General features: G+C 43.1%; 13 protein-coding genes and 1 pseudogene. 11 read left to right on the plus strand and 3 right to left on the minus strand.

What is annotated here, in order from left to right:
- Positions 1-29 precede the first annotated feature (29 nt).
- Positions 30-1223, minus strand: a complete 1194-nt coding sequence (locus ACED48_RS19655) for a multidrug effflux MFS transporter (protein ID WP_029627236.1) — start codon at positions 1221-1223, stop codon at positions 30-32.
- Positions 1224-1490: 267 nt separating this feature from the next.
- Between ACED48_RS19655 and ACED48_RS19660 the strand changes: the two genes are divergently transcribed.
- The 4 genes from ACED48_RS19660 to ACED48_RS19675 all read left to right on the plus strand — a co-directional run bounded on the left by ACED48_RS19660 (position 1491) and on the right by ACED48_RS19675 (position 4465).
- Positions 1491-2582, plus strand: a complete 1092-nt coding sequence (locus tag ACED48_RS19660) for a PQQ-dependent sugar dehydrogenase (protein WP_017058124.1) — start codon at positions 1491-1493, stop codon at positions 2580-2582.
- A gap of 448 nt (positions 2583-3030) precedes the next feature.
- Positions 3031-3240, plus strand: coding sequence for a cold-shock protein (locus tag ACED48_RS19665; RefSeq protein WP_017058122.1), 210 nt, complete (start codon positions 3031-3033; stop codon positions 3238-3240).
- Between the two features lie 117 nt (positions 3241-3357).
- A complete protein-coding gene (locus tag ACED48_RS19670) occupies positions 3358-3897 on the plus strand; it encodes a YaeQ family protein (protein WP_017058120.1) in 540 nt (179 codons plus the stop codon).
- The gene (locus tag ACED48_RS19675; protein WP_017058119.1) at positions 3890-4465 is read left to right on the plus strand and encodes a hypothetical protein; all 576 of its coding nucleotides are present in this window, start codon (positions 3890-3892) and stop codon (positions 4463-4465) included. Before ACED48_RS19670 ends, ACED48_RS19675 begins: the two co-directional genes overlap by 8 nt.
- A 168-nt stretch (positions 4466-4633) precedes the next feature.
- Here the strand turns inward: ACED48_RS19675 and folE are convergent, their stop codons facing one another.
- Positions 4634-5287, minus strand: coding sequence for a GTP cyclohydrolase I FolE (gene folE, locus ACED48_RS19680; RefSeq protein ID WP_017058118.1), 654 nt, complete (start codon positions 5285-5287; stop codon positions 4634-4636).
- Between the two features lie 203 nt (positions 5288-5490).
- On the opposite strand from folE, the gene moeA reads away from it, so the two are divergent.
- From moeA to ACED48_RS19705, 5 genes are all read left to right on the plus strand, one after another.
- Complete coding sequence (gene moeA / locus ACED48_RS19685) at positions 5491-6726, plus strand: molybdopterin molybdotransferase MoeA (protein ID WP_017058117.1); 1236 nt, start codon at positions 5491-5493, stop codon at positions 6724-6726.
- A gap of 12 nt (positions 6727-6738) precedes the next feature.
- Complete coding sequence (gene moeB / locus ACED48_RS19690; protein WP_017058116.1) at positions 6739-7515, plus strand: molybdopterin-synthase adenylyltransferase MoeB; 777 nt, start codon at positions 6739-6741, stop codon at positions 7513-7515.
- Between the two features lie 296 nt (positions 7516-7811).
- The gene (locus ACED48_RS19695) at positions 7812-8126 is read left to right on the plus strand and encodes a hypothetical protein (RefSeq protein ID WP_029627234.1); all 315 of its coding nucleotides are present in this window, start codon (positions 7812-7814) and stop codon (positions 8124-8126) included.
- A gap of 86 nt (positions 8127-8212) precedes the next feature.
- A complete protein-coding gene (locus ACED48_RS19700) occupies positions 8213-9061 on the plus strand; it encodes a sulfurtransferase (RefSeq protein ID WP_017058115.1) in 849 nt (282 codons plus the stop codon).
- Positions 9062-9448: 387 nt separating this feature from the next.
- Positions 9449-11728 carry a bifunctional diguanylate cyclase/phosphodiesterase gene (locus ACED48_RS19705; RefSeq protein WP_017058114.1) on the plus strand — a complete coding sequence of 760 codons (2280 nt, stop codon included), beginning with the start codon at positions 9449-9451 and terminating at the stop codon, positions 11726-11728.
- A gap of 133 nt (positions 11729-11861) precedes the next feature.
- Here the strand turns inward: ACED48_RS19705 and ACED48_RS19710 are convergent, their stop codons facing one another.
- Complete coding sequence (locus ACED48_RS19710; protein ID WP_017058113.1) at positions 11862-12863, minus strand: sugar-binding transcriptional regulator; 1002 nt, start codon at positions 12861-12863, stop codon at positions 11862-11864.
- A 459-nt stretch (positions 12864-13322) separates the two neighbouring features.
- Here ACED48_RS19710 and tal point away from each other — a divergent pair, with 459 nt between their 5' ends.
- Positions 13323-14273, plus strand: coding sequence for a transaldolase (gene tal / locus ACED48_RS19715; protein ID WP_017058112.1), 951 nt, complete (start codon positions 13323-13325; stop codon positions 14271-14273).
- Positions 14274-14362: 89 nt separating this feature from the next.
- Positions 14363-14946 (plus strand): annotated as a pseudogene (locus tag ACED48_RS19720) (transketolase); the annotation flags it as partial.

Below are 14946 nucleotides of genomic sequence, written 5' to 3' on the forward strand. Positions count from 1 at the left end.
ATTAAATGGCTTTTTTGAGCCTTCAATCACTAGCTTAGTTGAGCCTCTTTTGCTTCTGGGCAACTAAAACCACGCAAAATATTAAACAGAGAAATCAGTGTGAACACTATGATCACAAGCGATAGGTGCCACGCTTCACCCAACCCTAACTGAACCAACCCCATACTCACCATTGAAGATACCACCATCTGCCCACCACCTGACATCGCAGCAGCTGCGCCGGCATTCTTGTGGTATGGCGACATCACCAATGCCTGAGCACAAGGTAACGCGATACCATTACCTAAGATCATCAGAAACTGACCTAGCATTAAATATAAAGGATCTAATGGGCAAAAGAATAGCCACAACGCAGCACAAACATGCAGCACAGGTGTACAAAGCAACGTTTTCTTATTGCCGAGTATTGGACGAATACGATTACAAAGGGTCGTTCCCCCGAGCATTCCCAACGCAGGAATCACCGCCCACATGGCGTATTGATCTGACGTCATACCAATCTGGTTTTGCATAATAAATGGCATCACCGACACAGTGGTAATCATCAAACTAAAGTTAAGCCAACCGATACTCGCAAAACTCATGAAATAACGAGAAGTTAATAAGGCCTTGTATTGATAAAGCATTTTCTTTGGAGAAGGAATAACCGAAACCTGAGTGATGGTTTCCTTAAACTTAAATGCCAATACCACCCAAGCCAATGAAACATAACCAAGTAAAGAGATGAACACCATACTCCAGCCGAAGTGAAAGTTAATAAATCCGCCGATAACAGGGGCAATCAAAGGTGTAATGGAGGCTACCATCGCGATATAAGACATCGCCAATGGCAAATCAGCTCCGCTGAATCGGTCTCGAGTCGATGCCCGAGCAAGTACCGCACAACAGCCAGTACCTAGACCTTGTAGGAAGCGCCCCATCACCATACCGGAAAATGAATGACTGAAGAACATGATCACCAGTAAGCCAAGCAAGGCAATCAACAAACCGCTCAACAGCACTTTTTTACGTCCCAAAGCGTCTGAAATAGGACCATAAATAAACTGAGAAGGGCCAAAGCCTAACAAGTACACACTCACCAGAAGCTGAGCTTGTTCTAAAGAAACATCGAAGTCCTTGGCAATCCAAGGTAACGAAGGAAAAACCAAACCCATGCTAAGTTGGCCGATACTGATGACCAAACACGCGAGTAAGATAGATCTAAAATCGAATCGGCGACTCATGATGTAAAGAGCTTGAACGAAGGGATTGCTTGGGTATTGACCTGACAACATAAAGCCCGAGAAAATAGCGAAGATGTTGCGAGGGTAGTATTCATTGTGCTCCGAGGTGATCGAATAGAGAATGGCAGGATAAACATACGCCAGCTTGTTAACTCATACAATACTCGTTGAACTAAATTCCTGAATAGTCACTTTTCACTTATCCGGGCTTTCCTCCGGTCAACCACAAGCTAAACTATTATCATGTTAAACAATCAAGAGGCTCCCATGAATAATCCTCACCGTATCCTTTCTTTTGCTTTGGCACTCATCATATCGGGCCCAATGGCATCAACTTCAGCGTTTGCATGGCAGGCGGAGAAGATCACAGACGGGCTCGATATTCCATGGGGTCTAACTTATGTGAACGATGGCTCGATGCTGGTCACAGAAAAAACAGGTGTCATTAAGCACGTTGATTTGAAAACAGGCGAGCAAAACACACTTTTCAGACTGCCAAATGTGTGGCGCAAAGGCCAAGGTGGCGCGTTGGATATCGCTTTCTCCCCCTTTGAAAAAAATAAGATCTATGTCACTTACAGTAAGGACATCGAGGGCCAAGGCACGACAACGCTCGCCTCCGCTCATTACAAAAACGGCGAGATTTCCAATTGGACCGACGTGTTTGTGTCCAAATCCAGAACCGACACAGGGCGCCACTTTGGCAGTCGCCTAACCTTTGATGATAGCCACCTGTATTTTTCGATAGGCGATCGCGGTGACCGAGATAACGGCCAAAACACCTTAACTCATGCGGGAGCAATATTACGGTTGAATGCTGATGGAAGCACGCCAAGTGATAACCCTTTCAAGGATAACAACAAGGTTTTGAATGAGATTTGGAGTTATGGTCATCGTAACCCTCAAGGCCTGTTTTACGACTTCCCGACTCAAAGACTCTGGTCGATCGAACACGGCCCTCGCGGTGGTGATGAGATAAACCTAATAAAAGCAGGTGCTAATTACGGGTGGCCTGTCACATCACACGGCAAAGAATATTGGGGGCCTATCAGTGTCGGGGATTCAAAAACCAAAGATGGTATTGAGTCTCCAGCAAAAGTTTACATTCCTTCAATAGCTCCAAGTAGTTTGATCGTATACCAAGGTGCAAAGTATCCTGAATTAAAAGACAAACTATTGGCGGGAGCGCTTAAACTCACCCACATCAATATTGTGACGGTTAACGAACAAGGTGAAGCAATAAAAGAGCAACGCATTCTAGAAGATTTAGGTGAGAGGATAAGAGATATCGAGACTTCACCAAACGGCGATATATTCTTCAGCACTGACAATGGTAACCTTTATCGCCTAACAAAGTAGCCTGATTCTCTTTAAAATTGAGATGCAACACTTACAACGAAATTTATAAATAAAAGCCGTTAAAACTGAGATCAAAGTCCAATTAGCGGCTTACTAACTGCAAAATAAAATGTGTCAAAACAGTGCAATCACTCCAAATTGGTCATCAATTTCGGCCGTCTTTTTCACAAAAACTACAACAAATCACCATATAACTGTAACTCTATGATATCCAAGGAATGCAAAGTTTGACTACCTCCAAGTTTCTGCAACCTTTCACTATGGATTCGATTGACTATCCCCGGATTTGATTTAGACTCCACTTCAGCTAGAAAGAAAGTTCTTTGTATATAAACATTTCGTTGGATTACTAGTAACCCCGTTGTGTTGTACACAATAGCAATAAACTTTTCCATGCTATCAGTGCCGCAATTGGCTCACTATAAAAATTTAATTTTAGGATATCATCATGTCTAACACAGTTACTGGTACAGTAAAATGGTTCAACGAAACTAAAGGCTTCGGTTTCATTCAACAAGAAAACGGTCCAGACGTATTCGCACATTTTTCTGCAATTACTGGCGACGGTTTCAAAACTCTTGCTGAAGGCCAAAAAGTTGAGTTCACAGTATCTCAAGGTCAAAAAGGCCCACAAGCTGACAGCATCAAAGTACTTTAATTTAGTATTTTAAAGCTTTCTAAGAATAGCCAGCCTCTGCTGGCTATTTTTTTGCCCACTATTCGGAGATTTAAGGTAATATTCTCCTCCATTATTTCTACCTAAGACACCTTCTCAATGGCTCTCAAACCCACAATCTATAAGTTTCGACTCTCTCTAACTGATATGAATCGCGACTATTATGACTCTTTTAATTTAACGATTGCACAGCACCCTTCAGAAACAGAACAGCGAATGATGGCTCGTATCATCGCTTTCTGTATCAATGCTTCACCGGAGCTTCAGTTCACCAAAGGTTTGTCGACTATTGAAGAACCGGATTTATGGCAGAAATCGTTAGATGACCAGATCCTAGAATGGATTGATGTGGGTGAACCTGACCCAGAACGTGTTAAGAAAGCGACTCGCTCATCTAAGTCAGTACGTGTATTTAGCTTCAACACTAAGTCGAATGTTTGGTGGGAGCAGAACAAAGGCAAATTCGGTTATCTGAAAGCTCAAATTGTTCGTCTAGACAACGATGGTATAGAGCAATTAACAGCGATGACACAGCGTACAATGGATCTTTCCGTAATGCTGTCGGGTAATTCAGCGTTCGTAAATAGCGACACGCAATCTGCAGAAGTGACGTGGGAAGAGCTACAAAGTCATGACTGATCTTCAAACTATTACGGAGCCGCAACCCAAACTTCACCTATGTTTAAAAGAAGCAGGTTTAGACTCAATAAAAGCGATCACGACAGGCTATGAGAAAGAGCTGCAGTCATTCATCGAAGAAAACCACTCTCTTTTCAAACACGCATGTAAGAACAAGTCCGATAACTCTGCACGTCAGACTTTGCTCGGCTTACTAACGAAAGTACATATCGATGTAAGCTATCGCTTTGAGAGTCATAAAGAAGCCAGTGAAGCGATGCAAAACGTATTCGATAATACCGTAGGCAGTGAACATAGCGGCAAATTTCAAAACGCTAACGCTCAACAGTTAAAATTAGTTACTCATTTGTGGTTGTTCATTCAAGGACGACTAGGAATGGACTACAGCCTAGCCAATGATCATGCGGCGGCTACGTCAACATTGCTATCTCGCGTATCCAGAAACACGGACGATGAGGTTCGAGTAGAGTTTATGAGTAGTTTCTATGATGGCCTCAATATTTACCAAACCGAGAATAAACCATCAGGTTTTATTCATCGCTTAAAGCGTTTGTTTAACCTCTCTTAAACGCTTACCTATTTTCTCTATACGCTCTATATTTCCTTTAGAGCGTATCTACACCAAAGATCACCATTCATTAAACTTACCTTAGTTAAAACTAACCAATACACCTTTGTACAAATACAAAAAAGCCCCACCGATAGGTGAGGCCTTAAAATCTTTTTAAACGACGTATTAACGCAGGCCGTGTAAGAATTCGTGGCGCGTTGCTGGGTTTGATCTAAAAATACCACCCAGTGCAGTTGTTGTCGTTTCGCTGGTTGCATCCATCACACCACGAGACTTCACACAGTAGTGAACCGCATCCATAGTGACAGCAACATCATCAGTTTCTAATAGCGTTTGTAGTGCAACAAGGACTTGCTGCGTCATGCGCTCTTGAACTTGGGGGCGTTGTGCAAAGAACCGGACGATTCGATTGATTTTTGAAAGGCCAATGATTTTACCTTGAGGGATGTAAGCCACCGCCGTCTTGCCATCAATAGTAACCAAGTGGTGCTCACAAGTACTGGTCACAGTAATGTCCTTCACCCGTACCATTTCACGAACACCCATCTTATTTTCAATGACGGTAATCTTAGGAAAGTTGGCGTAATCCAAACCAGAGAAAATTTCATCCACATACATCTTAGCAATACGCTGTGGCGTTTCTTCTAGGCTATCGTCCGTAAGATCAAGTTCAAGGAGAGTTAGAATCTCACGCATATGGTGTTCGATTCGTTCCTTTTTCTCTTCTCGGCTAATCTGGTTAGGACTCATTGGTGTCTCTAACCCACGGCTTGCTAGCGCATCTTTAACTAACTTCGCTGATTCGCTAAGACCTGACATTGAACTTCCTCTTTCTATTACCCCGTCTGGATGGCAAACAAGGATACTCGTAATTTTGAATAAATACACCCATATTTTAAGGGAGGTCATTATTTACGGGGCGTAAACTATGCTAAGGTGGCTGCAATTTCGTTGGCGAGTTTTCATAAACTCAATAGACCCAACCACCAAGTCAAAATAATAACGATTAAAGGATTTCAATTATGGGCTGTTGCGACGCTCCGGGCTTAATGCCAATTGAAGAAGCACTAGATAAGCTGCTGTCACCAATCAAACCAATCCAAATGACTCTGTCTCTTCCTCTCGCTGAAGCACTAGGTTATGTACTTGCTGAAGATATACTATCACCTATTTTCGTACCTCCTTTTGATAATTCAGCAATGGATGGTTACGCGCTGCGTATTGCCGATTTAGAACACAACAAAACTCTACCTTTAGCGGGAAAATCGTTTGCCGGCCAACCGTTTGAAGGCGAATGGCCAAGCAACACCTGTATTCGCATTATGACAGGTGCAAAAATCCCTGAGGGTTGTGATGCCGTCATCATGCAAGAAAATACCGTCGAGACAGACGCTGGAGTTGAGATCCTTCAAGACGACATCAAACTAAATAACAATATTCGCCCGACGGGTGACGACATCAAACGAGGCGACATCGTTCTTAGCCGCGGTGAACGCTTAACGCCTCGTGACATTCCAATGATTGCTTCATTGGGTGTAAGCCACGTGACAGTGTTACATAAACCTAAAGTCGCTTTCTTCTCTACTGGCGATGAGCTAAAGCCATTAGGGCAACCGCTTGAAGATGGTCAGATCTACGACAGCAACCGCTACGGTATTAAACCGCTCATCGAAGCGTTTGGTTGTGAAGCCATCGACCTCGGCGTCATCCCTGATTGCCCTAAAACACTGAAAGAAACATTTGAGAAAGCTCAAGAGTTGGCAGACGTTGTCGTGACTTCTGGTGGCGTAAGTGTGGGGGAAGCGGATTACACCAAAGACATCCTAGAAGAGCTTGGTCAAATCGGCTTTTGGAAATTGGCAATCAAGCCGGGGAAACCATTCGCATTCGGTGAACTCGATAACGCATGGTTCTGCGGCCTACCGGGTAATCCTGTCTCGGCAATGGTGACTATGTACGTGTTAGTACAACCTATGCTCGCGAAACTTGCAGGTCATACTGCGTGGGCAGGTCCGAAATCTATTCCTGCTATCACGAAATCTGCATTCAAAAAAGGCCCTGGCCGCACGGATTACCAGCGTGGTATTTACTCAATTGAAAACGGTCAATTTGTGGTAGAGACAACAGGCAACCAAAGCTCTGGCGCTTTCCGCTCTATGAGCTTAGCAAACTGCTTTGTGGTGCTTGAACGAGAACGTGGCCGTGTAGAAGTAGGCGAAACGGTTCAGATTCAACTGTTTAACTCGACGCTTTACTAACGAGGCTTATTGATGGAAATACTGTCTGATGCAGAGATGCTTCGCTACAACCGCCAAATCATTCTCAAACAGTTTGATTTTGAAGGCCAAGAAGCGCTGAAACAGAGCTCAATCCTAGTATTAGGCGCAGGAGGCTTAGGTTGTGCGTCCTCTCAATACCTTGCGACTGCAGGCATTGGTAAGCTAACTCTTATCGACGATGATGTTGTTGAACTTTCTAACTTACAACGACAAGTACTTCATACCGATGCCGACATTGGCAGGAAAAAGGTCGATTCAGCCGCAGAATCACTGCAGGTATTGAACCCTCACCTAACGGTTGAGACCGTTGATCATCGACTGAATGACGAAGCGCTTGCGAAGTTAATTGAAGCGCACTCCTTAATTCTTGATGCCTGTGACAACGTTGAAACACGCAACCAACTTAACCGCTTATGCTACGCCTCAAAAACACCATTAGTATCTGGCGCTGCTATTCGTATGGAAGGTCAGATTAGCGTGTTCACTTATCAAGATGAAAACGCACCGTGCTACCAATGTTTAAGCGCCCTATTTGGCAACGCAGCGCTAAGCTGTGTCGAAGCCGGAGTATTGGCTCCTATCCTTGGAATGGTTGGTGCTGCACAAGCTTTAGAAGCCATCAAAGTTATTGCTCAATTTGGACAACCCAAACAAGGCAAGCTATTGATTCTCGATGCTATGTCACACAGTTGGAGGGAAATGAATTTAATGAAGATGCCTAATTGCTCGGTTTGTGGAAAAGCCGACAAACCTTCATCCATCATCTAAATACGTAGGTTTTAATTGCTAGGTTTTCATTGCTAAGTATTGCTCACAAGGCCTTGACCCCATAGTCAGGGCTTTTTTACACGCCCAATGCAGCTTTCTATACAGCACGAGACAACGGGACACTAAAACCAGGCTACTAATTCATAACGGGTTCTGTATAAATTTAAAGTAAGTCGAAATATTCACTTTGTGTGTTATTCAAATAAGAGGCCGAATGTTTTTTTCTGCTTGGCTTCATTCACTTTACCAGTAATCTCACTTACTCTTTTACAGATAACCTTCAAAGACTTACTCTCATGAAACAGTTAAAAACAGGGATATTTATCTTAATGTGTGGTGTGGGCTTATTATTGACTCTCGCCTATTTCCCTCTGACCCCAGAGACAGGACAGCGCATTCACGCAAAAGTGATTTCGAACACCCTTACTCAATCGCTAGATGGGCATAGACGTTACCTCACCGTCCAGACAGAAGATAATCAAGTATTTCGCGTTTCCATTGCACCAACTACAGACTGCCCTATTGATTCTGTGGTCGCACTTGATACATTAAACAATCAAATAACCGGACAAAGCAGTTATCAGTTCATCCACTGTCGAACTGCACATTAATCGATATAACGACACTCATCGATGTCACTACAATAATCGATATAGCTTCACAAATAGCTATAACAACAAAAATGGACATAAGAAGAATGAATCAGCCACTCATTTCACCGGAACAACTGCAACAACGTTTACTAGCAGAAGACAACATCGTCACCCTAGATGCCAGTATCGAATTTCAGATCCCAAGCGAGTCGGAAAAGATTAAAGGACAAATGATTCCTGGCGCGATTCGTTTCGATTACGACAAAGACTTTTGTAATAAGCACACCCTACTTCCTCACATGTTCCCGTCCGAAAAACACTTCAACGCACGCGCACAAGAAATTGGTATCAACCAAAACAGTACGATTGTGGTTTACGATAACTCTGGAACCTTTGCTTCCCCTCGCGCATGGTGGATGTTTATGGCAATGGGACACAAAAGCGTTTACATCTTAGATGGTGGTTTACCTGCATGGATAGAAGCCGGCTACCCAACGGACACCGACTACAAAACAGAGGTACAACCGGGCAACTTTGAAGGCAACATTCAAGACAACTACTTTGTAAATGCTCAACAAATCCAACGTTTTTCCGATAACAAGAGCGCAAACATTATCGATGCACGTTCACAAGCTCGTTTCGATTCAGAAGTACCGGAACCACGTAAAGGCTTACGCAGCGGCCATATTCCCAACTCGATTTGTCTGCCATTCGCACAAGTATTAAGTGCAGGTAAATTGAAACCTCAAGAAGATCTAGTTGACGTCTTTTCAGCGTTAAATTTAACGCCCTCTCAGCCTATGTTCTTTAGCTGCGGGTCGGGTGTAACGGCTTGTATCATTCTATTAGCCGCTAAACTCGCTGGGTATTCAGGTGAAATGGGCGTTTATGATGGGTCGTGGACGGAATGGGGCGCCAACGAACAACTCCCTATTGCGATTACAAATCAGTAATTCAACTTCGTTTATTGCTACTACCATTAGAATACAGTACGCGACTGCAAAGAGTTTACTCAAAATGGCGATTTGAAGTCCCATGGAATAAATTCTTTGCGACGTGATTAGCGCTTACCGTAATGTAAAACCAAAAAATTATGAGCACTATTGCATAACAAGCGACATTGTTGACTAACATAAACTGTGATCGATCATAGGTTAATAGTGATCACTACTCTGAACGCTAATATTTTTCTCAAGAATATCAGCTCGTAGTCGTTATACTATTCAGTTATCGATACTTTAATTGTTGGTGTTTGTATCCTTGATTACATGCATCACCCTAAAAAACCAGTATATTGTCCCTTTCACCTGTTAAAAACAGTAACAAACAAAAGGCATGCCATGGCTCTATTTAAGAAAAATATCTGGTCGCTGTACGCTCTGATCGTATTGTGTACTCTGATACTTTTCACTGGGTTGGGTGTAACTAAGTGGCAATCAAACAAAGATGATTTCATCGAGCAGCAACATATTCAAGTTGAACTTTTTTCTGGCTCAGTTAGCTCTCTCTTAACAAGCCAAGAAGCTTTATTGGAAGTCGTTGGGCATCAGCTTGCCCAGCAGTCAGACTTTACTCGAACAGCTGCAATTCAAATCCGTCCACTTTTAGACAAATTACTTGATACCCACCCTGCTGTCGCAGCATTTGGGCTGCTCAACGCTCAGGGCGACTATATTTCTATCAGCTCTAACCTTCAGCTATCAGATCAAAAAAATCTACTCCAAGACCCGCACACGAGACATTCATTTTTAGAGACAATGGCGAGTGACAAGATGGTTTTGGGACGGACTTACTTTCAAGAGTCTTTAAACAGCCTAGTTATCCCGTTAAGAAAATCAATTTCAATCGATGGCAAGAATGTTGATGCTGTCATGAGTGCTGGTTTACGCTTAGACAGCACGATTGTGTTCGAAAACAATGCACACGCAGGCAGCTACAACACGCTAACTTTGCTGAGATCCGACAACTATCGTCAGTTTTTTTCTAGCGATATAGAATCTCTCGACGCTTATTCGAAGCCCGTTGATGATGATGTTATGAAACGAATCATTGAAAGCTTTTTAGAACAAATTCCTTTCAGTATCGAAGAAGCCAAAGCCAACAAAAAGACGTACTCTTTCAGCATAAACGATGACACATACCACTCACTAGTCAGCGCTAAATACATCCCAGATTACAAACTATGGGTAATCGGTCGCACAGATCTTTCTCATATCAATAATATCTTTGTAGAAGAGTTTGGCATTATCTTCGGTGCCTTTATTTTACTTCAGATCGGTTTCTACGTCCTAGTTAAGTCAATCGCAAAGAACGAGCAACGTACCCGGAGTCAACTGATTTACCAAGCCAATCACGACCCATTGACCTCCCTACCCAACCGTTTATACATGCGAAGAAATATTGGCAAATGGCTTGAACAAGAGTCAGAGCAATTCTCACTATTGTTTATCGATATAGATAACTTTAAATGTGTCAATGATACACATGGCCATGACTATGGCGATAAGGTACTCAAACAGATCGCTTTGCGTTTAATGAGGTTCCGCTCTCGGCTAAGTCTATTGGTTCGGGAATCCAGTGATGAATTTTTATTCCTAACACCACTAACAAATGATACCGAAATTAAACGACTAGCAGAACGCATCATAGAAGTACTGTCCCAACCTTACGATGTTGATGATTCTCAATTTTTATTGGGGTGCAGTATTGGTATCGCGATATTCCCAGAACACGGAAAAGACTTAGATAGTTTGCTTCGCTCAGCTGACATCTCAATGTATAAGGCGAAACAGCATCAAAACTCGTACAGTCTTTTCACGGAGGAGATGCAAGAAGCCCACCTTTACAAAATGAAGGTAGAACAAAGGCTACGCATTGCTATAGAGAAACAAACTCTATTCATGGTTTTTCAACCGCTGGTCCGTGCCGATGATAGCATTCATGGTGTAGAAGCACTCGTACGCTGGATTGATGACGAACTAGGTTTTATTCCACCCGATGTATTTATACCGATAGCTGAAAGCACTGGTTTAATGCAAAAGCTAGGCACTTTCATCATCGAGTCTAGCGTTATGCAAATCGCTCATTTACGTCAGACAACCGAGCAAAAAATAGGGTTATCGATCAACATATCTGTCCGTCAATTTTCACATAAATCTTTCTCTAATCATTTGCTTACCGTACTCGAAAAATATCAGTTTCCAGCAAGCTGCCTAACACTAGAGATCACCGAAAGCCTGTTCATTGAAGATGTAACTTTGGTGAAGCCAATTTTCGAGGCCCTCAAAGAAAATGATATTAAGATCTCTCTGGATGACTTCGGTACTGGCTATTCTTCATTGAGTATGTTGAAGGTACTCCCTATCGATGAACTAAAGATAGATAAGAGCTTCATTGAAAACATTACTGTAGACCTGCAGTCGCTCACAATGGTACAAAACATCATTGCAATAGGTAAGAACTTTGGGATGGTGGTATTGGCGGAGGGCGTAGAAACGAATGAACATTTCTCTATCCTCAAATCATGTGGCTGTGACTTGATGCAGGGTTATTACTTCTCTCGTCCTGTTCCATATGATGAATTATGCAATTATCTATCTTCAACTCAACCATTGAAATAGAAAGCAATAAGATCAATACGTCAGACATCAATCTCATAACTAACCGCACAAAAGGGGAGCCTAAGTTTGCTGTCTTTGAGCTCTAGAAACTAAGAAGATAACGTGGATCTATTGCCCTACAATTGTAAAACAATCATGAGTCTTGGAGTTCAGCATGCTTCATCTGCTCATCCAAGTTAAGTACGGTCAAAGCATTGCTTACACTGGTCGCAATCACGTCTACCACGCCCGTTCTTAGTGCACCTAACAAAGCGAGTGGTTTACTGTTTTCGGCTGCGATGGCTATGACTTCCGCTATTGGGCGAAACTCTTCTAAGCCTAAGCCAATGACTCGGTCACTCATTACCGTGTTTGCCGCTTTACCGTATACATCAAAAAAATCATAGCCAGCAAAGTCCCCTACCACACCTTGTAGTAAACGCGACTGAACCACCTCACCCGCAGTAAACCAACCTAAGTCAACCATGTAGCTGTTTTCGCTCATATCTCCGATACCGACTAAAGCAACATCAGCCTTTCGGGCTAGATCGAGTGTTTGCTTAACGGTGCTGTTTTCCATGAATGCTGTTTTTTGCGCTTTATTCTCCGCATAAGCAGGCGCGTATAGCGTTTCTGATGAACCGCCGTACTTTTTCGCTAACTGTCTACATATATGGTCGGCATTAAACATACCACCTCTTGGGTGAATACCGCCGATACCACATACAAACTTACAGTCACGTGGCGTGATTACGCCAGTATGGTGAGCGACTGAAGACACATTACGACCTTGTCCAACCGTTACCACCATGCCGTTTTTCAAGGTACTGGTCAGATAGTTGGATACTAAGCCTGCTACTTGCAGTCTTTGTTTATCTTCATTCGGTTGGTCTAAGGCTACAAGCGCACGCTTTACACCAAAACGCTCTATCAAACGTTGTTCTATTTTTGCGCTAAATACGGGGTGGTATTTCACGGTGATTTCAACAATACCTTCATCTCGAGCTTGCCTGAGCATTCGACCAACCTTTGCACGAGAAATAGAAAATTTCTTAGAGATCTCTTCTTGGGTTGCCCCATCTTGGTAATAGGCAACCGCTACTTCAGTTAGGAGATCAGTGTTTTCTTCGGAAACATCTTGGATATTGTTACTCATATACCACTCAACCAATATTTAACAATTATTTTACCTGCTGTACTTCCTAATATAGGAGAGTTCAGTAAGCGATAAATAAGCTTACACCCCGAACATATGTAACAGCAAGGAACATTTGATCAGCATGGTAACCTTGATTGGGCTATTGATTAGTTAGGCTCAATTTGACCGTTAAACGTTTGCTTGCATACCCCATAATTACTAGAGCGAAATATATTTGACTGAAGTCACCATACAGCACTATTTACCGTTGACTTTGACGCTAGATCGGATAAATATGGCTACATCATTTACTCATCGAGCGATCATATGTTCCGTGCAAATGTTCGTTCGGAGAAAAATTTAAATTAATGTAAGTTTAATTCACTGGTACAACCTTGAGAAACTTCATTAGTTAGCTTGCAAATGCCCGCACCTCTCCCATTAAAGAGGTCTTCTGCGATACATAGGATGATCAAAATGAGCAATAAATTAGAGCAACTTCGTAAACTAACCACTGTTGTAGCTGACACTGGCGATATTGAAGCTATCAGCAAGTACACTCCTGAAGATGCAACAACTAACCCATCTCTAATTCTTAAAGCCGCTCAAATTGCTGAGTACGCACCTCTAATCGATGCTTCTATCGAATACGCTAAAGCTCAAAGCGAAGACAAAGCACAACAAGTTCAAGATACTTGCGACATGCTTAACGTGAACATTGGTAAAGAAATCCTGAAAGTGGTACCTGGTCGCATCTCTACTGAAGTAGATGCTCGTCTTTCTTACGACATGGAAGGCAGCGTTGCTAAAGCGCGTCAGCTTATCAAAATGTACAACGACGCTGGCATCACTAACGACCGTATCCTTATCAAACTGGCTTCTACTTGGGAAGGCATCCGTGCAGCTGAAATCCTAGAGAAAGAAGGCATCAACTGTAACCTGACGCTTCTATTCTCTTTCGCTCAAGCACGTGCTTGTGCTGAAGCTGGCGTATTCCTTATCTCTCCTTTCGTTGGTCGCATCATGGACTGGTACAAAGCGAAAGAAGGTCGTGATTTCGAAGCTTCAGAAGATCCAGGCGTAATCTCTGTTTCAGACATCTACAACTACTACAAAGAGCACGGTTACAAGACAGTTGTTATGGGCGCAAGCTTCCGTAACATCGGCGAGATCCTTGAACTTGCTGGCTGTGACCGTCTAACTATCGCTCCTCAACTTCTAGCAGACCTAGAAGCAGCGGAAGGCGAAGTAGTAGAGAAGCTAATCGACTCTAACGGTACTAAAGAGCGTCCTGCTGCAATGACTCACGCTGAGTTCCTATGGGATCACAACCAAGACCCAATGGCTGTAGAGAAGCTAGCTGAAGGCATCCGCAACTTCGCCGTTGACCAAGGCAAACTAGAAGACATGATCGCAGCTAAGCTGTAATCACTAAGAATTAAAAAAGGGGAACGTTTGCGTTCCCCTCTTCATATCAAATTTACTATTTCAAACTTTAACTCTATTTGGAAGCAATTATGACTCAATCTAGAAAGCATCTTGCTAACGCTATTCGTGCTCTAAGCATGGACGGTGTTCAACAAGCAAACTCTGGTCACCCAGGCGCACCTATGGGTATGGCTGACATCGCTGAAGTTCTTTGGCGCTCTCACCTAAACCACAACCCAGCAAACCCTGAGTGGGCTGACCGCGACCGTTTTATCCTGTCTAACGGCCACGGCTCAATGCTGATTTACTCTCTGCTTCACCTAGCAGGTTACGAGCTTTCAATTGAAGACCTTAAGAACTTCCGTCAACTGCACTCTAAGACGCCAGGTCACCCAGAGTACGGTTACGCACCAGGTATCGAGACGACTACTGGTCCTTTAGGTCAAGGCATCACTAACGCTGTTGGTATGGCAATGGCTGAGAAAGCGCTTGCTGCTCAGTTCAACAAAGAAGGCCACGATATCGTAGACCACTACACTTATGCATTCATGGGTGATGGTTGTCTGATGGAAGGCATTTCTCACGAAGCCTGTTCTCTAGCAGGTACGCTTGGTCTTGGTAAGCTGGTTGCTTTCTGGGATGACAACGGCATCTCTATCGATGGTGAAGTTGA

Origin of the sequence: Vibrio sp. 5S239 (assembly GCF_041439575.1) — a bacterium.
GTDB classification, from domain to species: domain Bacteria; phylum Pseudomonadota; class Gammaproteobacteria; order Enterobacterales; family Vibrionaceae; genus Vibrio; species Vibrio kanaloae.